The organism is Stakelama portus (assembly GCF_003171655.1).
GTDB classification, from domain to species: Bacteria; Pseudomonadota; Alphaproteobacteria; order Sphingomonadales; family Sphingomonadaceae; genus Sphingomonas; species Sphingomonas portus.
Genome location: NZ_QFZL01000003.1, coordinates 480,508 through 499,368, shown reverse-complemented (window position 1 = coordinate 499,368; position 18,861 = coordinate 480,508). Strand labels below are relative to the sequence as shown.

General features: G+C 64.8%; 18 protein-coding genes. 8 read left to right on the top strand and 10 right to left on the bottom strand.

Annotated elements, in window-relative coordinates; genetic code table 11:
• Positions 1-70: 70 nt before the first annotated feature.
• The 3 genes from DKB74_RS10930 to DKB74_RS10920 all read right to left on the bottom strand — a co-directional run bounded on the left by DKB74_RS10930 (position 71) and on the right by DKB74_RS10920 (position 4,656).
• A complete protein-coding gene (locus DKB74_RS10930; RefSeq protein WP_109808295.1) occupies positions 71-2,209 on the bottom strand; it encodes a transglycosylase domain-containing protein in 2,139 nt (712 codons plus the stop codon).
• A 224-nt stretch (positions 2,210-2,433) separates the two neighbouring features.
• Positions 2,434-4,029 carry a serine hydrolase gene (locus DKB74_RS10925; protein ID WP_109808151.1) on the bottom strand — a complete coding sequence of 532 codons (1,596 nt, stop codon included), beginning with the start codon at positions 4,027-4,029 and terminating at the stop codon, positions 2,434-2,436.
• Between the two features lie 60 nt (positions 4,030-4,089).
• Positions 4,090-4,656 carry an HNH endonuclease gene (locus tag DKB74_RS10920; protein ID WP_109808150.1) on the bottom strand — a complete coding sequence of 189 codons (567 nt, stop codon included), beginning with the start codon at positions 4,654-4,656 and terminating at the stop codon, positions 4,090-4,092.
• 99 nt (positions 4,657-4,755) lie between these two features.
• Between DKB74_RS10920 and DKB74_RS10915 the strand changes: the two genes are divergently transcribed.
• The 6 genes from DKB74_RS10915 (at position 4,756) to DKB74_RS10890 (ending at position 9,826) form a co-directional block, all read left to right on the top strand.
• Complete coding sequence (locus DKB74_RS10915) at positions 4,756-5,718, top strand: glutamyl-Q tRNA(Asp) synthetase (protein ID WP_109808149.1); 963 nt, start codon at positions 4,756-4,758, stop codon at positions 5,716-5,718.
• A 9-nt stretch (positions 5,719-5,727) separates the two neighbouring features.
• On the top strand, positions 5,728-5,958 hold the full coding sequence (locus tag DKB74_RS10910) for a twin transmembrane helix small protein (protein WP_109808148.1): 231 nt from the start codon (positions 5,728-5,730) through the stop codon (positions 5,956-5,958).
• Between the two features lie 4 nt (positions 5,959-5,962).
• Entirely contained in the window at positions 5,963-6,556 is a 594-nt protein-coding gene (locus DKB74_RS10905) for a cob(I)yrinic acid a,c-diamide adenosyltransferase (RefSeq protein WP_109808147.1), read from the top strand.
• A 49-nt stretch (positions 6,557-6,605) separates the two neighbouring features.
• Positions 6,606-7,865, top strand: coding sequence for an ergothioneine biosynthesis protein EgtB (gene egtB, locus DKB74_RS10900; RefSeq protein WP_109808146.1), 1,260 nt, complete (start codon positions 6,606-6,608; stop codon positions 7,863-7,865).
• A gap of 1 nt (position 7,866) precedes the next feature.
• Positions 7,867-8,859 (top strand): L-histidine N(alpha)-methyltransferase, encoded by a 993-nt coding sequence (egtD, locus tag DKB74_RS10895; RefSeq protein ID WP_109808145.1) that lies wholly within the window; start codon positions 7,867-7,869, stop codon positions 8,857-8,859.
• 97 nt (positions 8,860-8,956) lie between these two features.
• The gene (locus DKB74_RS10890) at positions 8,957-9,826 is read left to right on the top strand and encodes a 3-hydroxybutyryl-CoA dehydrogenase (RefSeq protein WP_109808144.1); all 870 of its coding nucleotides are present in this window, start codon (positions 8,957-8,959) and stop codon (positions 9,824-9,826) included.
• Positions 9,827-9,984: 158 nt separating this feature from the next.
• Here DKB74_RS10890 and DKB74_RS10885 read toward each other — a convergent pair whose 3' ends face one another.
• Positions 9,985-11,298: a hemolysin family protein gene (locus DKB74_RS10885; protein ID WP_109808143.1), complete on the bottom strand. Its 1,314-nt coding sequence runs from the start codon at positions 11,296-11,298 to the stop codon at positions 9,985-9,987.
• Positions 11,299-11,450: 152 nt separating this feature from the next.
• On the opposite strand from DKB74_RS10885, the gene DKB74_RS10880 reads away from it, so the two are divergent.
• Positions 11,451-12,116 carry a YiaD family glycine zipper/OmpA-like lipoprotein gene (locus DKB74_RS10880; protein ID WP_145960953.1) on the top strand — a complete coding sequence of 222 codons (666 nt, stop codon included), beginning with the start codon at positions 11,451-11,453 and terminating at the stop codon, positions 12,114-12,116.
• Between the two features lie 59 nt (positions 12,117-12,175).
• Here DKB74_RS10880 and DKB74_RS10875 read toward each other — a convergent pair whose 3' ends face one another.
• Positions 12,176-12,604 (bottom strand): nucleoside deaminase, encoded by a 429-nt coding sequence (locus tag DKB74_RS10875; protein WP_109808293.1) that lies wholly within the window; start codon positions 12,602-12,604, stop codon positions 12,176-12,178.
• A gap of 92 nt (positions 12,605-12,696) precedes the next feature.
• Positions 12,697-12,993 carry a hypothetical protein gene (locus tag DKB74_RS10870; RefSeq protein WP_109808142.1) on the bottom strand — a complete coding sequence of 99 codons (297 nt, stop codon included), beginning with the start codon at positions 12,991-12,993 and terminating at the stop codon, positions 12,697-12,699.
• 172 nt (positions 12,994-13,165) lie between these two features.
• Here DKB74_RS10870 and rpmB point away from each other — a divergent pair, with 172 nt between their 5' ends.
• Positions 13,166-13,465: a 50S ribosomal protein L28 gene (gene rpmB / locus DKB74_RS10865; protein WP_109808292.1), complete on the top strand. Its 300-nt coding sequence runs from the start codon at positions 13,166-13,168 to the stop codon at positions 13,463-13,465.
• 102 nt (positions 13,466-13,567) lie between these two features.
• Here rpmB and DKB74_RS10860 read toward each other — a convergent pair whose 3' ends face one another.
• From DKB74_RS10860 to DKB74_RS10845, 4 genes are all read right to left on the bottom strand, one after another.
• Complete coding sequence (locus DKB74_RS10860) at positions 13,568-14,608, bottom strand: esterase-like activity of phytase family protein (protein WP_145960952.1); 1,041 nt, start codon at positions 14,606-14,608, stop codon at positions 13,568-13,570.
• A 141-nt stretch (positions 14,609-14,749) separates the two neighbouring features.
• Positions 14,750-15,478 (bottom strand): acetoacetyl-CoA reductase, encoded by a 729-nt coding sequence (phbB, locus tag DKB74_RS10855; protein WP_239987472.1) that lies wholly within the window; start codon positions 15,476-15,478, stop codon positions 14,750-14,752.
• Between the two features lie 34 nt (positions 15,479-15,512).
• Positions 15,513-16,517, bottom strand: coding sequence for a ferrochelatase (gene hemH / locus DKB74_RS10850; protein ID WP_109808139.1), 1,005 nt, complete (start codon positions 16,515-16,517; stop codon positions 15,513-15,515).
• Positions 16,517-18,757, bottom strand: a complete 2,241-nt coding sequence (locus tag DKB74_RS10845) for a xanthine dehydrogenase family protein molybdopterin-binding subunit (protein ID WP_109808138.1) — start codon at positions 18,755-18,757, stop codon at positions 16,517-16,519. The genes hemH and DKB74_RS10845 overlap by 1 nt, the downstream gene beginning before the upstream one ends.
• Positions 18,758-18,861 lie beyond the last annotated feature (104 nt).

The window sequence follows — 18,861 nt, the reverse complement described above, 5'->3', positions numbered from 1 at the left end:
GACTGGCGCCTTGGCGTGCCATGCGACGTGCGTCAATCGCGACCGCGCTGCGCTGCGGCCAGCGGTTCGGCTATTGCCCCCGTTCGGGCCCGCGCTGCTGCACTTCGGGGCGATCGCGTGCCCGGTCGCGTGCTTCGCCATCGGTTTCCGGCGCGTTCCTGCCCGGCGGCGCGGGCGGTGGCAGCGGGATCAGCTCGTCGTTCGGACCGATCCGGATATTCAGGCCGCGACCGGAGATTTCGCCCTCCAGTCCGATTTCGGGAACGTCGAACGCAATGCCGTTTTCCAGCATATCGCCATCGTCCGACACGGCTTCTTCGATCACCGGTTCGCGCGGCGCCGGACGCGGCGCGACGCGCAGCGCCGACACCATGAAGTCGTGCCAGATCCCGGCGGGCAGCGAACTGCGCAGGCGATTGCTGGGGCTGTTGTCGTCATTGCCCACCCACACGCCGACGACCAGATCGCCGGCATAGCCGATAAACCAGACGTCGCGATTGTCCTGCGTCGTGCCGGTCTTGCCATACGCGTCGATCGACAGTGCCGCGCGGCGGCCGGTGCCTTCGGTTACGACCGAAGCGAGCAGCGTCCGCATGCCTTCCAGCTCACGCCGGCCGAGCGCCCGGGTGCGGTCCTGCGCAAGCCAGACGTCATTATCCTCTTCCTCGGGAAGGCCGCGCGGCCGCACCGGCGCCTCACCCGAGGATATCGCGGCATAGGCAGCGGTAAGCTCGAGCAGCGAGACATTGGCAGTGCCCAGCGCGATCGAGGCTTCGTTGGGGATGTCGGTCGAAATGCCCAGATCGCGCGCCGCCCGGATGACCGCGCGCGGGCCGACCTTTTGCGTCAGCCGCGCCGCCGCGACATTGCTCGACCGCGCAAACGCCTGACGCAGGCTGATATCGCCCAGATAGCGCCCGTCGCTGTTCGACGGCGACCAGTCGCCGATCGTCACCGGTTCGTCGGCGACGGTCGAATCGGGCGTCATCCCCGATCGCAGCGCGGCGAGATAGACGAACAGCTTGAACGTCGATCCCGGCTGGCGCCGCGCCTGGGTTACGCGGTTGAACTGGCTTTCGGAATATTTGCGCCCGCCGACCATCGCGACGACGCTGCCATCGGGGTGCATCGCCACCAGCGCGACTTGCGCGCCGCCCAGCGAAGCGCGCCGGACGGCGGCCTCTGCCGCGCGCTGCATCCGCATGTCGAGCGTGGTGCGCACGGTCTGTTCGGTCGCGATTTCGCCCGCACGGTCGCGCGCCTGCGGCAACACCCAGTCGGCGAAATAGGTGCCGATCGGCAGCTCGCGGACATGGTCGGTCTTGAGCACCGCCGGCTTTACGTCCTCGCCCTCTTCCTCGGTCAGGAAGCCGGCATCGACCATCGCGGCGATCACCAGCTGCTGCCGTTCGCGTGCACCCGCCAGATTGCCGGTCGGCGCCAGCCGCGACGGCGCCTGAACCAGCCCCGCGAGCATCGTCGCCTGCGACAAAGTGAGCTTGTCGGGCGTGGTGCTGAAATAATGCCGCGCGGCGGCGGACAGGCCATAGGCATTGTCGCCGAAATAGACATAGGAGAGATAGCGCGAGAGGATTTCGTCCTTGGTCAGCCAGCCTTCCAGCCAGAAGGCGATCAGCGCCTCCTGAAACTTGCGGCCCATATTGCGGCTCGAATCGAGAAACGCGTTCTTGGCCAGCTGCTGGGTGATCGTGCTGCCGCCCTGGGTATCGCCTTCGGTCGTGGCGTTATGCACCGCCGCGCGCAGCACGCCGCGCGGATCGACGCCCCAGTGCGAATAGAAGCGCCGGTCCTCGATCGCGACGAATGCCTCGCGCACATAATCGGGAAGCTGGGTGGCATCGACCGGATCGCCGATATTGGCGCCGCGCCGCGCGATCGGCGTGCCATCCGAAGCGAGCAACGTGATCGAAGGCGGCGCAGGCGGTCGCAGCGACTTGGAAAGCGGCGCCGTGACGGTCAGCCAGGCAATCGCCAGGATCACCAGCAACAGCAGCGCGGCAAGCCCGCGCACTGCCCAGCGCCAGGGACTGGGGCGATAGGCGACCGGCAAATTGGTGGTGTAGCCGCCCGGCCCGAAATCCGGTTCATCGTCCGGATCGTTGGGCGGCGGCACCGGCCCCGACGGCGCAGAGGGCACGGGCGTACGCAACGGCACGCGCGCGGCGCTCAGGCTGCGCGGCGGCGGCATACCTCCGCGCAGTTCGAGCGGCTCGTCACTCTCGCGCGGGCCGAAATGCGTCCAGTCGAAAGGTTCCTTGTCGCTCACGCGCGCGATTCAACCATGGCGCGGGGCGAACGGCCGGGGGTCGAACGAAATGTGACGATGGTGCCTGGCTTCATCCGATTCTTCCCGAGTCCCGAAGCGACGGATGGTAAATCACCTTGTGTATTAATTCAATAATACAGCGATCCTCACCGCACCGGTGTGAAATCGAGATGCTGATAATCATAGCTGAAATCGGCGAGCGGCGAGAGCGGCTTCATCGTCACTCCGGTCACCCGACCATCGGCCACCGTGAAGGTGACGATCGCATCCTCGCCGGCATCCTTGGCAAAATTGGTGCGGAACGCGTCCGGCCCCCAGGGGGTCAGCGCGCTTTTGAACGCAGGGGTCGGCGTGAAATCGATGAACAGCCCGCCCTGATGCTGCGACACCAGGATGTCGCCATACCAGGGATCGCGATAGCGACCGGCATAGGCCGACAGCGGCAGGCTGGGGCCGCCATCGGGCGCGGTGTCGATGCCGCCCGAAATCGCGGCAAGCGCCTGTTGCTGCGACGCGGTGACGCGCGTGTCGAGCCAGTTCACCCAGTCGAAAGCGGGTGCGTCGATCAGATGATCGAGCAGGGCGTTGCGAATGCCCGCGGACACGCCGTCTTCGGTGTTGGAGAAGACCGCGACGCCGATGCCGCGCGCGGGCAGCATCGCGGTCTGCGTCACTTGGCCCGACAATCCGCCCGAATGCTGGATCAGCCGCTCGCCGCGATAATCCTGACAGAACCAGCCGAGCGCATAGGTCGTGGTGACCGGCCGGATCGGATAATCGGGCGTCGGGCCGTTCGATGCGCCGATGATCGTCTGCGGCGTCCACATTTCCCTTGCCTGTTCGCGGCTCCACAGCCGCTCGCCATCGGGCAGCGCGCCGAACGCCATTTGCGCCGACAGCCAATGGGCAATGTCCGAAACGCTCGCCTGAATGCCGCCGGCCGCATTCATCATCGTGCTTTCGTCGGGCTGGACGATTTCCATCGCGCCCATGCCGCGCACGGGCGGGCCCAGCCGCGCATGGCGCCCGGCGACATTGGGGGTATCGAGCAAATCGCGCGACGGCACCGCATCGGCCATGCCGAGCGGGCGCAGCAGCCGCGTGCTGATGAAATCCTCCCAGCTTTGCCCCGAAACGCGCGCGACCAGCAGCCCGGCGACGATGTAGAGGATATTGTCGTAATCATAACCGGCACGGAAACCGCGCGCGGGCTTGAGATAGGGCAGCGCGGTCAGCGCATCTTCGGGCACATGGCTCGACGCCGGAAAGAACATCAGGTCGCCCGCCCCGAGCGGCAGCCCGCTGCGATGGACCAGCAGGTCGCGCACCGTCATCATCGCCGTCACCGCGGGGTCGTACATGCGGAATTCGGGGATATGCTGCGTAACCGGGTCTTCCCAGCCCAGCTTGCCCGCATCGACCAGCATCGCCAGCGCGGCGGCAGTGAACGCCTTGCTGTTCGACGCGATGCCGAATCGCGTGTGCACGTCGACCGGCGCCGCCTGCCCCATGGTGCGCACGCCATAGCCTTTCAGGAACGGCGCCATGCCGGGCCGGACGACGGCAACGCCGATGCCGGGCGTGTCGAATTTTTCCATGAACGCAGTGACCACTGCATCGGCCCGGGCTTCGAGCCCGTCGTCGAGCAGCGCGTGCCGCGCCCAGGCCGGAGTCGCCAGCGTGGCAAGACCGCCCGTCGAAAGCGCCAGCGCCTGCCGCCGCGTTACCGAAAATCCGCTCACTGCCCGACTCCCCGAAAATTTGCAGCGAATCTAGCAGGCGGAAAGCCGCTGGCAATCGCGCTAGGCCTCCAGTTCGACATCCCAGTAAAGCCAGTCGCGCCAGCTATCGTGCAGATAATGCGGCGGGAAGCGGCGGCCATGTTCCTGAAGCTGCCAGTTGGTCGGGCGAATCGGCGCGATGTGCAGCGCCATGTTCGCCTGTTTGGGAGTGCGCCCGCCCTTGCGCAGGTTGCACGGCGCGCATGCCGTTGCGACATTTTCCCAGGTGGTGCGACCACCCTGGGCGCGAGGAATGACATGGTCGAAGGTCAGGTCGCGCTGCGAGCCGCAATATTGGCAGCTGAACTTGTCGCGAAGGAAGAGATTGAAGCGTGTGAAGGCGGGAAATTGGGAAGGTTTCACATATTGTTTGAGCGCGATGACCGAAGGCAGCTTCAGCCTCGCGCTGGGACTTCGCACTTCCCGGTCATAATAATCGACGATATCGACGCGTTCGAGAAACACTGCCTTGATCGCCGTCTGCCAGGGCCACACACTGAGCGGATAATAGCTGAGCGGCGTATAATCGGCGTTGAGAACAAGAGCCGGGCATCCGTCCGGATGCCGGATCAGATCGGGATGATACATGCGTTCCCCTCGCCCTGTTTCACTCGCAACGCCTTTCGACAATCGAGATGACGCCATGATGACAGCACAGGGCGCGACTCGCGGTCAAGAGCAGCGTTGATGTCGATAGTCACACGCTTCGCCCCCAGCCCCACCGGGCGCCTGCATCTGGGCCATGCATGGTCGGCGGTGCAGGCGCACGACTTTGCGCGGGACCATGGCGGGCAGTTCCTGTTGCGGATCGAGGATATCGACGGAACGCGCAGCCGCCCCGAACATGTCGCGACCATCCTCGACGATCTGCGCTGGCTGGGGCTTGCCTGGGATGGCGAAGTCGTTTTCCAGTCGCAGCGGCTGGGGCATTATCAAGCCGCGCTCGACCGATTGCGCGCGATGGGACTGCTCTATCCCTGTTTCTGCACACGCGCCGATATCGCGGCGAGCGCCAGCGCACCGCATGGCCCCAGCGGCATCCTCTATCCCGGCACCTGTCGCGGGCTGGACGCGCCCGATCTGTCGCAGCCGCATTGCTGGCGGATCGACATGGCGAAGGCGGTGGAGATCCTCCCCGGTATCGGGAGGGGGAACGCTGCCAAAGCCAGTGGTGGAGGGCGGCTACCCGGCAGCGCCGCGTGTGCGGCGCCCCCCGTCCACCAGCCTGGGGCTGGTCCCCCTCCCCGTGCCGGGGAGGAATTATGGTGGCACGACGAAATCGCGGGGGATGTCGCCGCCGACCCGATGGCGCATGGCGATGTCGTGCTCGCGCGGAAGGATGCGCCCGCCAGCTATCACCTGGCCGTCACTGTCGACGATGCCGATCAGGGCATCAGCCATGTCATTCGCGGCCGGGATCTGTTCGAAGCGACGCATGTCCATCGCCTGCTTCAGGCGCTGCTCGACCTGCCGACTCCGGTCTATCGCCACCACCGGTTGCTGACCGATGAAAAGGGCGAACGGCTCGCCAAGCGACACGGCGCGCCGACGCTTGCCGAAATGCGCGAATCGGGGGCGGACGGGCTGGCGGTTGCCGCTGCGCTGCGTGCAGGAACGCTGCCGGTTGGCATCGGCGTCGCAAAGCACTAAATTGATGCCATGAACCTGTTTCTCGCCCTGCTGCTGATCGCGGCGATGATCGCCACTGTGGTCGCGCTCGTGCGCGGCATCATCATCTTCCTCAAGACGACCGAGGCGGATCTGAACGGCACGGGACCGAGCACGCCCGGGCTGCGCGCCAACAAGATGATGCAGGCGCGGATTCTGTTTCAGGGCATCGCCCTGGTGATCGTCGCGCTCATCCTGATGCTCGCCAGCAGCGGGAGCTGATCCGCTGGTCCGGCTCAACCGGATTTACACCCGCACCGGGGATAACGGCACGACGGGGCTCGTCGATGGATCGCGCCTGTCCAAGGCGGATCCGCGCATGGCGGCGATCGGCGATGTCGACGAAGCCAATTGCGCGATCGGCATCGCGGTCACGCTGATCCGCGACCGGCCCAGCACGGCCACGCTGCGGCGTATCCAGAACGAGATGTTCGACCTGGGCGCCGATCTGGCGACTCCGGGCGAGGATTTCGCGCCTTCGGACATGGCGCTGCGCATCACCGCCGATCAGGTGGAGCGGCTGGAACAGGAAATCGATTCGATGAATAGCGTCATCGAACCCCTGACCAGCTTCATATTGCCCGGCGGCAGTCCGGCCGCAGCCGCGCTGCATCAGGCCCGCGCCGTGGTGCGTCGCGCCGAACGATCGGCAGTGGCCGCGGCGAGCGAGGTTTTGCTCAACCCGTTGGCGCTGCAATATTTAAATCGCCTGTCGGATCATCTTTTTGTCCTCGCGCGCGTTACTAACGCATCGGCCGATGGCGACATATTGTGGCGTCCCGGCGTGACGCGGGCAAAATCGGAGCAGACCGACCCATAGGAGCAACCGGGGGACGGATAGCCCTCGCCACCGCGAAAGGAGAGGCGCGATGCGAGCAAGCACGGCAAGACAAACGGCCCCACAGGCACAGGAAGAACAGTTCCGGCAGGTTCGCGCGCTCACCCGGGCACTTGCGCAGCCGCTGAGCGATGCCGATGCAACGCTGCAGTCGATGCCTGACGCCTCCCCGGCCAAATGGCATCTGGCACATGTCACCTGGTTCTTCGAAACCTTCGTCCTGCGCGATCATGTCCCCGGCTATCGGCTGCACGACGATCGCTTTCCGTTTCTGTTCAACAGCTATTACGAGGCCGAGGGCCAGCGCCACGCGCGTCCCCGGCGCGGCATGCTGACGCGGCCGAGCCTTGACGAAGTGCTGGCCTATCGCGCGGCAGTGGACGCCGCGCTGACCGCTGCCCTGCCCGACCTGCCAGAGGCGGCGCGGGCGCTGGTGACGCTCGGTTGCCATCATGAGCAGCAGCATCAGGAATTGCTGCTGACCGATATCCTCCACGGGCTTTCGTGCAATCCGCTTCAGCCCGCGCTCTGGCCCGGCGAGCGCAAGGTGCCGGTGCGCATGCCCGGACCGATCGGCTGGATCGAAGGTGCCGACGGGCTGGTCGAGATCGGACATGACGGCGATGGCTTCGCCTTTGATTGCGAAGGGCCGCGCCATCGCGAATTGCTCCATCCCCATGCCATTGCCGACCGGACGGTGACCAACGGCGAATGGGCCGCCTTCATCGCCGATGGCGGCTATGCCGATCCGCGCCACTGGCTGTCGGACGGCTGGGCATGGGTGCAGGGCGAAGGCATCGAAGCGCCGCTGTACTGGGAACGCGAGGGCGAGGCCTGGACCCGATTCGGGCTCGACGGACGTCGCGCGATCGATCCGGCTGCTCCGGTCACGCATGTCAGCTTCTACGAAGCCGATGCCTATGCCAGCTGGGCGGGGGTGCGCCTGCCCAGCGAAGCCGAATGGGAAGCCGCAGCCTCCGAACATGCCAGCGATAGCGGCAATCAGCTCGATGCCGCAGGCCCGGTCGAACCGCGCCCCGCGATCGGCGGCCCGGCCTTTTTCGGCGATGTGTGGGAATGGACCGGCAGCGCCTATCGCCCCTATCCCGGCTTTCGCGCCGCCGAAGGCGCAGTCGGCGAATATAACGGCAAGTTCATGAGCGGGCAGTTCGTGCTCAAGGGCGGCAGCTGCGCCACGCCGCGCGGCCATGTGCGCTCCAGCTATCGCAATTTCTTCTATCCGCATCAGCGCTGGCAATTCACCGGCGTGCGTCTGGCAAAGGATCTCTGACATGCTGAAACCCGAAGCGGACACCGCCGAGCAATCCGGAAACGACAGCACGCCGGTCGATCCTGCATTCCGCGCCGATGTCCTTGCCGGACTGTCGCTCGAACCCAAGGCGATTCAGGCGCGCTGGCTCTATGACCATCGCGGGTCGGAACTGTTCGAGGATATTACCGATGTTCCCGAATATTATCCGACGCGCACCGAAACCGCATTGCTCCGGGAAACCTGTCCCAAAGTGGCGGAAATCGCCGGCAAGGGCCGGGCGGTGGTGGAATTCGGGTCGGGCAGTTCGGCCAAGACGCCGATCCTGCTCGAAGCAAGCGATCCCTCCGCCTATGTCCCGATCGATATTTCGGGCGATTTCCTGCGCGCTTCGGCGGATGCGCTGCGCGACACTTTTCCCGCGCTGCCGATCCATCCGGTCGAGGGCGATTTCCTAAAGCCCATCGCGCTGCCTGAAAGCGTGCGCGATGTGCCCAAGCTGGGTTTCTTTCCCGGATCGACGATCGGCAACATGACCGCCACCGCGGGAGTCGATCTGCTCCGCGCGATGCGGACTTCGCTTGGCGAAGGATCGCTGCTGCTGATCGGCATGGACCGGGTGAAGGACCCGAGCATCCTGATCCCGGCCTATGACGATGCGGGCGGCGTGACCGCCGAATTCAACCTCAACCTGCTTCGCCGGATCAATCGCGAACTCGATGGCGACATTCCGGTCGACGCGTTTCGCCACAAGGCGGTGTGGAACGACAATCTCGCGCGCGTCGAAATGCATCTCGAGGCGCTGGAGGACGTGGATTTCACGGTTTGCGGCCAACATTTCGCCATGAAAGCGGGCGAGACGATCCATACCGAGAACAGCCATAAATACGGGCCCCGCGATGCGCGCCTGCTGCTGCGGTCGGGCAACTGGACGCCGATTGCCGAATGGACCGACGCCAGGGACTGGTTCGCGCTGATCCTGGCCGAGGCGAAGCCGGTTCGGCCCGCGCCCTAAGGCGCGCGAGTCCGCTTTCCCATTCGGGTTTCGCGGTTGTGCTTGCCCCCGCGGCCTTGCAACCGATAGAGCGCGGCCAGTGATTGAGGAGGCAAGAATGAAGACCATCGGCGTGATCGGTGCAGGACAGATGGGCGCGGGAATTGCGCAGGTTTCGGCGCAGGCGGGCTATAATGTGCTGCTTTCCGACCTCGACCTCGAACATGCCGAAAAGGGCAAGGCCGGGATCGCCAAACAGCTTGCCCGCGCGGTCGAAAAGGAAAAGATCACTGCAGCGGACCGCGACGCCGCGCTCGCCAACCTGACCTGTATCGGCGATGTTTCGGAAATGGGCTCGTGCGATCTGGTGATCGAAGCGGCGACCGAGCGCGAGGAAATCAAGCGCAGGATTTTCGAGAATGTCGGCAAGGTGCTGAGCGATACTGCGATTCTTGCCAGCAACACTTCGTCGATTCCGATCACGCGGCTGGCACAGGCGGCGCCCGATCCGGCGCGCTTCATGGGCGTCCATTTCTTCAATCCGGTGCCGGTGATGGGGCTGATCGAACTGATCCGCGGCCTTGCGACGTCCGACGCGACCGTTGCGGCAGTGGAAGGCTTCGGCAAGTCGCTGGGGAAGGAAATCGTCCACGCCAATGACGCGCCGGGGTTCATCGTCAATCGCGTGCTGATGCCGATGCTCAACGAAGCCTGTTTCGCACTGGGCGAAGGCGTGGCGACGATTCCCGATATCGATACCGCCGTGAAGCTGGGCCTCAATCACCCGATGGGCCCGCTGACGCTCGCCGATTTCATCGGGCTCGATACCTGCCTCGAAATCTGCAAGGTGCTGCATGAAGGCACCGGCGATCCCAAATACCGCCCCGCCCCGCTGCTCATCAAATATGTCGAAGCGGGCTGGTATGGCCGCAAGACCGGGCGCGGCTTTTACGATTATTCGGGCGAGACGCCGGTTCCGACGCGCTGATTTGGCCAATCATGCACCGTTCGCGCTGAGCTTGTCGAAGCGCTGTCCTTCTTCATTCCGCTCGTCGGGACAAGAAGGAACGGCCCTTCGATAGGTTCAGCGCAAGCGGAGATTAAAAAAGCGCGCGGCAGGCGCCGATAAGCGGCCGAATCCCCGACCTAATCCCCGCCCGCTTCCTTGCTGACCAGCAGCTTGTCGATCTTGCGTTCGTCCATATCGACGATTTCGAAGCGCCAGCCCTGTTCGTGGAAATGCTCGCCTTCCTCGGGAAGGTGCTTGAGATGCGCGAGCGCGAGCCCCGCGACCGTCGCATAATCGCGATCCTCGGGCAGTTCGATCTCCAGCTTGTCGGCAAGACCGTCCGCCGACATCTGCCCCGACACCAGCAACGATCCGTCCTCGCGCTCGACGATATCGGGGTCGTCATCGGGATCGACGTCGGAGAGAAATTCGCCCGCGATCGCCGCAAGCAGATTGGCCGGCGAGACGATGCCTTCGAAATGGCCATATTCGTCATGGACCAGCCCCATCGGCACTTCGGCGGCGCGCAGCATGTCGAGCGCATCCATCGCATCGATCTGATCCGGCAATACGGGGGCGTCGCGCATCAGCTTGCGCAGGTTGAGCGGTTCGCCCCGGCTGAGCGCCGCGACCAGATCGCGCGCCTGAACGACGCCGATGACGCTGTCGACCGATCCTTCGGCCACGGGCAGGCGCGTATGCGGCGTATCGATCAGCGCCGCGCGAACCCCCGCATCGTCCAGATCGACATCGAGCCATTCGACATCGGTTCGCGGAGTCATCACTTCGCGCACCGGACGATCGGCAAGCCGCACGACTCCCGAAATGAACGAGCGCTCATGCTCCTCGATCACGCCGGACCGCGTGGCTTCGGCGACCAGCAGGTGCAGTTCCTCCGCCGTGACGCGGTTTTCCGATTCGCGGTTCATCCGCAACAGGCGGAAGACAAGGCCGGTGGTCGAATCGAGCAGCCAGACGAGCGGCGCCGTGATTCGCGACAGCCACAGCATCGGAATCGCCATCAGAATTGCGATCGGTTCGGGCGATCGCAACGCAAATTGCTTGGGCACCAGCTCGCCGATCACCAGCGAACCATAGGTGGTCAGTCCGATCACCAGCGCGAAGCCCAATGTCGCCGCCGTTGCCGAATCGATGCCCAGCGTTTCGAGTCGCGCACCCACCGGTCCGCCCAGGCTGGCGCCGGAATAGGCGCCCGCGACGATGCCGATCAGGGTGATGCCGATCTGGACCGTCGAAAGGAACTTGCCAGGGTCCTCGGCAAGTCGGATCGCCGTGGTGGCGCTGGTCTTTCCCGCGCGCGCCAAGGCTTCCAGCCGCGCCTTGCGCGCGGACACGATCGCGAGTTCGGACATGGCGAACACGCCGTTCAAACCGATCAGCGCGAGAATGATCGCGACGTCGAGCCAGGGAAAGGGAGGAAGCGGGTCCATCGGGAGTGTCTCTCCATAACCGCACTTTCACGCGCTTCACAACTGGCTGGTCATCTTTCGTTCAAATCGGAGGCGGAACAAGTCGTGCCGGTGGCGGGTTTTGCGCCTCGAGAATGACGATCAACGGCCAAATGGCCGACAGGAGGAAGACTATGAAAATGGGTTCGAAGATTCTGGGCGCGGCTGCGCTGGGTGCGATGACGCTGACCGCGGCGTGCGTTACCGATCCGGTTACCGGCCAGCGGCGGATTTCCAGCACCGCAATCGGCGGCATCGGCGGCGCGCTGGGCGGCTATCTGCTCGGTGACATCATCGGCGGTCGCAACAGCCGCACCGAAAGCCTGATCGGCGCAGGCATTGGCGGCATCGCCGGTGCGGCGGTCGGCAGCTATATGGACCGGCAGGAGCGCGAATTGCGCCAGCGCACGGCAGGCACCGATGTCAGCGTCGTTCGCGAAGGCGACGACCTGATCCTGTCGATGCCGTCGAACGTGACCTTCTCCACCGACAGCTCGACCATCCAGCCGCAGTTCCGCTCGACACTCGATCAGGTGTCGGACGTGCTCGCCAATTACGAAAACACCTTCGTCGACGTGTACGGGCACACCGATTCGGTGGGCAGCGAAGCCTATAATCAGGCGCTTTCCGAACGCCGCGCCAGCTCGGTCGCGGATTATCTGAGCGCACACGGCGTCAATTCGGCGCGAATCGCAACGCGCGGCTTCGGTGAAACCCAGCCGGTCGCATCGAACGAGACCGAGGAAGGCCGCGCCGCCAATCGCCGCGTGGAAATCAAGCTGGTCCCGATTCAGCAATAAGGCGCCCCGGCTCCTTTCGGACCATCCGGCCGGTCTCTCGCGCGAGAGGCCGGCCTTTTTTATCGCCGGTCGCGGAAAAAATCGCGCAACAGCGCCGCCGCTTCGCCTTCGCCGATACCGCCATAGATTTCCGGACGATGATGGCAGGTGGGTTGCGAGAAAAAGCGCGGCCCATGTTCCACCGCGCCGCCCTTGGCATCGGGCGCACCATAATAGAGCCGCGCGATTCGCGCATGTGCGATGGCGCCCGCGCACATCGCACAGGGTTCGAGCGTCACCCACAGATCGCAATCTTCCAGCCGGTCGCGCCCCAGCGTCCGGGCAGCTTCGCGAATCACGCGTATTTCGGCATGGGCAGTGGGGTCGTTCAGCCCGCGCGGCGCATTGGCCGCGCTCGCGACGATTCGTCCGCCGCACGTCACCACCGCGCCGACCGGCACTTCGCCATCGGCGGCGGCGGCGTGCGCTGCGGCAAGCGCCGCGCGCATCGGTTCGGGCAAGGGAAACATCGCCCGACGCCTTTAATACCGGAGTGGTCGTACGTCACCTTGCTCCGCCGATCGGCGGAGCAAGGCGCGAATCACTGCGCGGGCGTGGGGGTCGGCGAAGGATCGCCCGCCTGTTTCACTTCGACAGTCGGCAGCGAGATCGTGGTGTTGCGCATTTCGACGGTCGGCAATTCGACGGTCTTGTTGGTGGTGCCGATACCGATGGTTCCGGTTTCGGCCTTGAACGACGGCATCTTGCCGCCTTCCACATTGAAACTGACGGAGGGCAGCGAAGCCCCTTCTTCCTGCTGTATTTTCAGCATGCCGAGCGCCATGAGGACGACGACGGCAATTGCTGCAATACCAATCAGGGCGAGAATCGCACGCATCGTCCTGTCTCCCTTGTAATTTGCCGTGGTTGAATCGGCAGCGTAATAACACTCTATCAACCATGATGGTTGCGCGGTAAACGGTGAATCGGTTGACGCCGCGTCCCATTGCGGGTATCGGCGCGCTCTTTCCGGGCTCGCTAAAACGAGCTGAAATCAGGATTTGGAAGCGATGTCGCGCATTTGCGAGCTGACCGGCAAGGGCCGGCAGGTGGGAAACAATGTCTCTCACGCCAATAACAAGACCAAGCGGACCTTTCTGCCCAATCTGCAGAATGTGACGCTGATCTCCGATGCTCTGGGCAAGGGTGTGAAGCTGCGCGTTTCGACGCACGGCCTGCGCTCGGTCGAGCATGTCGGCGGTCTCGACAACTGGCTGCTGAAGACGCGCGACGACAAGCTGTCGCTGCGTGCACGCCGCCTGAAGCGCGAGATTCGCAAGAAGGTCGCGGGTACCGAACTCGCCGCCTGATCGGTCGTCCGGTTCGCCGGACGCATGCGATAAGGGCCCGTTTGCCATTCCCTTCCGTAGCCTGTCGCTGCGGAAGCGCGTGGCTGGCGGGCCGTTTTGCTGTCAGCGTTCGGCGTCGAGCCGGAATTTGAGCAACAGGCTGCGCTGCAGCATCATCTGATTGTCATCCGACACGATCCAGACGATCGTCGCCCCGTTTTCGCGCGTCACCGCAATCCCTTCGAAATTGTCGTGGATCAGCGGCGCGGCCAGTGTCGCGACTTCGCTGCCCGAAACAATGGCACCGGCGCGAATCGATTCGCGCGGGATTCGTTCGATCCGCGAATCGAACCGAACGGGCAGCCGAAACCGGCGCAACAGCACCAGAAGATCGCCATCGGGCAATTCGGCGAGCGACGTCGGCGCATAGCCGCGCGGGGGCCGATAGGAAAAACGAAAGCCGTGGCGCGGCGCTTCGACGGGATCGCCCGCAAACCAGATACCGTCGCGCAGCCTGGGATTGTCGCCAGCGCTCCATTCGGAGAGGACGACAAAAGCGCCGTTGGCGAGCCGCGCCATCGATTCGGGGCCGCCCGTCTCAATCCATTTCGCCATTGCCGGGGGCGCGACATGCTGCTCGGCAACGCGCAGATCGGGCGTGTACCGCCAGATCTGGTTGACGACTTCAAAACCGACCCAGAATTTCCCGGTCGCCGGATCATGCGCCAGCGATTCGCTGTCGCGTTGCAGCGTGTTCCACCCCTGTCCCGGGCCATCGCCCAGATCGGCGAAACGAACATCGCGCGGTTGCCAGTCGCGCCCCATGCGGAAATCGACGATCCCGCCGCGATCGCTCAACAGAATGAATCGATCCCCGACCACCGCCAGATCGGAAAAACCGCCGAACACCGAATCGCGGCTCATCAGCCGCACCCCGCCCAGATAGGTCAGGCTCCCCAGCTTTTTCCGGCCGGGGTTGCCCGGATCCAGCGCCACTTTCTGAGTCACGATCGCGCGGGCAGGGCCCAGCGTGTAGCGCCATTCGGGTTGCAGCGCCGCGAAAGGCGACAGGATCAGCGCGAGCAGGAAGAAACGCCAGGCCGATGCCCGGCCCGGAATCCAGCGGAAAACGGCAGAACCGGAAACTGAACGTTTGGTAACCATATCGTTCAGCACCGTTTCAACGGAACCCGATTAGGGTCTGGACTGTTGTAGCGTAACATCCCTCATGTGGCGTACCGAGGGTCGGGGCTGGAATCCGCAGGGATTCCGGCCCCAAGTCTTTATTGAGGCAGCCGGACGCCCTCAATACATATGCTGGCCACCGTTGATCGACATGGTCGATCCGGTGACGAAACCGGCCTCTTCCGAACAGAGGAAAGCAACGCCACGCGCGATCTCGCTCGCCTGTCCCAGGCGGCCGACGGGAATCTTCGCGACGATCTTTTCCAGAACCTCGGCAGGAACCGCTGCGACCATGTCGGTATCGATATAGCCGGGCGCGACGGCATTCACGGTGACGCCGAACCGCGCACCTTCCTGTGCCAGTGCCTTGGTGAAGCCGTGGATGCCCGATTTGGCCGCGGCATAATTCACCTGGCCATATTGTCCGGCCTGGCCGTTGATCGAACCGATATTGACGATTCGCCCCCATTTGCGTTCGCGCATGCCGGGATAGGTGGCGTGCGCCATATTGAAACAGCCGCCCAGATTGATGCGGATCACGTCTTCCCACATGTCGCGCGACATTTTCTGAAGCGTCGCGTCGCGGGTGATGCCGGCATTGTTGACGACGATGTCGACATTCCCGCCCAGCGTTTCGGACACTTGTTTCACGCCCGCTTCGCAAGCGTCGAAATCACCGACATCCCATTTGAACGCCGCGATGCCGGTACGTTCGGAAAAGGCGCGGGCCTTTTCCTCATTGCCGGCATAGTTGGCGGCCACCACAACGCCCTGATCCCTGAGCGCCAGGCTGATCGCCTCGCCGATTCCGCGCGTGCCTCCGGTTACGATGGCTATGCGTCGTGCCACTGACATTCCCCTCAACTATGCTTGTTGCCGAAAGCTATGCAGCTGTGACCCAGCCTGCAAGCTCGCTGCGCAATATCTTATGCAGCATGGCGATGCCGACATCGCCATCGTTGAGACAAGGCAGATAGGCGAAATCGGTTCCACCGGCTGCGACGAAAGTGTGGCGGCCGCGGATCGCCAGCTCCTCGAGCGTTTCGAGGCAATCGGCGGAAAAGCCCGGCGCGACGATCGCGATCTTGCGAACGCCCTGTCCCGGCAATCCGGCGAGTACCGTGTCGGTCGCAGGTTCGAGCCATTTTGCACGACCGAAACGCGACTGGAACGTCACGATCAGCTCGCGCCCCAGCGCATCGCCCAGCAAGCGCGCGGTCTTGCGGCAATGGCAATGATAGGGATCGCCCAGATGCAGCGTCCGCTCGGGCATGCCGTGAAAGCTGGCAAGGATCGCATCGGGCGCGAAATCGAGCGTCGCCAGCGCGTCGCTCACCGATTGTCGCAGCGCTTCGATATAGGCCGGATCGTCGTGATAGGGCGGCAGCGTGCGGATCGCGGGCTGCCAGCGCATTTCCGCGAGCGCGGCAAAGGCCGCGTCGTTGGCCGTGGCGGTCGTCGCCGCGCAATATTGCGGATAGAGCGGAGCGAGCAGGATGCGCTCGCATCCTTGTGCCTTGAGCGCCGCCAGCCGGTCGTCGATCGCCGGATTGCCGTAGCGCATGGCATAATCGACCACCACCTGCTTGCCGAACGCGCCCTCCAGCGCCTGTGCCTGGCCGCGCGTGATCGCAGCGAGCGGCGACCCCGCCTCGCTCCACACCTGAGCATAGGCATGGGCGGATTTTTTGGGGCGGGTGCGCAAAATGATGCCGCGCAGGATCGGTTGCCACAGCAAGGGCGGAATCTCTACGACGCGGCGATCCGACAGGAACTGGCCCAGATAGCGGCGCACCGACGGCGCATCGGGCGCCTCGGGCGTGCCGAGATTGATCAGCAGCACGCCGATCCGGCGATCGGGCACCGGCGGATGGTTTTCAGGCAGCATCAGGACGCGTCCGAGAGGAGGGGCAGGCGACGGAAGCGAACGCCGGTGCTCGCCTGAAGCGCATTGGCGATGGCAGGCGCGACCGCAGGCACGGCCAGTTCGGCGACGCCCCCGGGATCGGAGCCGCTGCGGATCAGTTCGACGGTGATGTCGGGACAATCGGCAAGGGTCGGCAGCCCCAGATCGGCCAGCCGCTGTGCATCGGCCATATTCTCGGTAAAGCTGGTCGTTCCGCCCAGCGCCGCCGCCATGCCGAAGATCAGCCCGCCCTCGATCTGCTGGCGCACCAGATCGGGATTGATCACGCGTCCGCAATCGACTGCAGCGACCAGCCGTTCGACCTTCACTTTCTTGTCGCTGCCGATATGCGCCTCCGCCATCACGGCAATATAGGAATTGCGAAAGGCGTGGCAGGCGATTCCCTGCCCGCTTCCCGGCACCCCGCCCTGCCAGCCGCCCAGCTGCGCCGCCGTGGTGAGACAGCGCGCCAGCCGGACATTGTCGCCAAGCAATGCCATGCGGAAACTATGCGCTTCGATCCCCGCGACATGGGCGAGTTCGTCGATGAAGCTTTCGGTGAAAAACGCCGTGTAGCTATGCGCGCCCGACCGCCAATATCCGGTCGGCACGCCGATATCGGCGGGATGGTGATCCACCGCATAGCTGGGAATGGCATAGGGCGGGACCGCGCCCGCCACTGCGCTGGGATCGGAGCTGCCCAGCGCCAGCGAAGCCGATGCGACCAGATCGCCACCCAGCAGCCGCGAAGCAAGCTCGCGCCCGCTTGCCGGTGCCGCGATCTTGGCAAGCCAGCCCATAATCGCGCCCTTGTCGTCGATCCGGGCGGTCATCCGCGCCGCCGCCGCGGGACGGAAACGATCGTGCGCCAGATCCTCACTGCGCGACCAGGTAAGCTGGACGGGACGTTCGACCTGTCTGGCAAGCACCGCAGCCTGTTCGGCGACCGCATGTTCCAGCTTCGCGCCGAACGAACCGCCCCCGATCATCGGATGAATGACGACGCGATCCTCGCTGACGCCCGCCGCCCGGGCCGCCGCAGCACGCGCGAGAGCCGGCGCCTGGGTTGGCAGCCACAGGCTGAGGCGGCCATTGTCGTAATAGGCCGTCGCCGTCATCGGTTCGAGCGGCGCATGGACCGCCAGCCCGACGCGATATTCGCCGGTCACCACGCGCGCATCCTTGAACACCGCCGAAAGGTCGCCCGCCGATGCGACGCGCGTGCCTCCGCCATCCAGCGCCGCGGTCAGCGCGGCCTCGATCGAATCGCTGTTCACCGGTTCGCCCTCGACGGCGAATTGCGGGTTCATCGCCTCGACAGCGCGTTCGGCGGCCCAGCCATTATTGGCGACCGCCGCAATCCATGTGTCGGTGCGCACCTTGGTAAAGATGCCGCGCACGCGATCGGCGGCCTGGCCGTCATATTTGGTCAGCCGCGTCGCACCGGGAGGCGCCTGCCGCACGGCGGCGAATACCATGTCGGGCAACCGGATATCGCCGGCATAATTCAGGCTGCCGTCGACCTTGGCCGGAACATCGAGCCGGGGTAGCGCCTGACCGGTCAGGCGGTTTTCCTCGCCGCCGCGCAACAGCACCGGGCTGGGCGGCTTTTCATGCACGGCCTCTGCCGCCAGTTCGCCAAAGCCGATCCGCGCGTCGCCATGAATGACCTTGCCATCGGCGGTGCCGCAAGCCTGCCAATCGGTATTCCAGCGCCGCGCCGCCGCCTTGCACATCATGATCCGCGCCGAAGCGCCGGCGATCCGCAACGGTTCCTCGAACTGGCGGATCGACGTCGATGCGCCCGTCAGCATCAGCGTCGATCGTGTCGCATGGCTGCGCTGCCAATCCTCCGGCAGTCCCCCCAGCGCCACTTCGAACAGGATCGAGGCGGCGAGCGGATTGGCGTAAAGCGGATTGAGCGGCGCGGCCTCCACGCCCACCCGGTTCCAGTCGGCGCCCAGTTCGTCGGCGACGATCTGGGGCAATGCCGTAAACACGCCCTGGCCCATTTCCGCCTGCGGCACGGCAACCGTGACATGCCCGTCGGTGCCGATCTTGATCCACGCGCCGAAAATGCTCTCGCCCTCTTCGGCAGTGAGGTTGGGCATATAAGTGCGCGGCCACAGGCTCCACGCGACGATCAGCCCGATACCGGCCCCGCCGCCGATCAGCAGCGTGCGCCGGCTGGGCCCGCGATTCGCATGTCCGTTTTCCGCCATCCCCATCGCTCTATCGCGCCCGCGCGCGCTTCGCCAGCCGTCGCCTGTGCGGTGCCCGCGCGATTTTGCCGTCTTGGGTTTGTCGCCGCACCGCGATAAGAGAC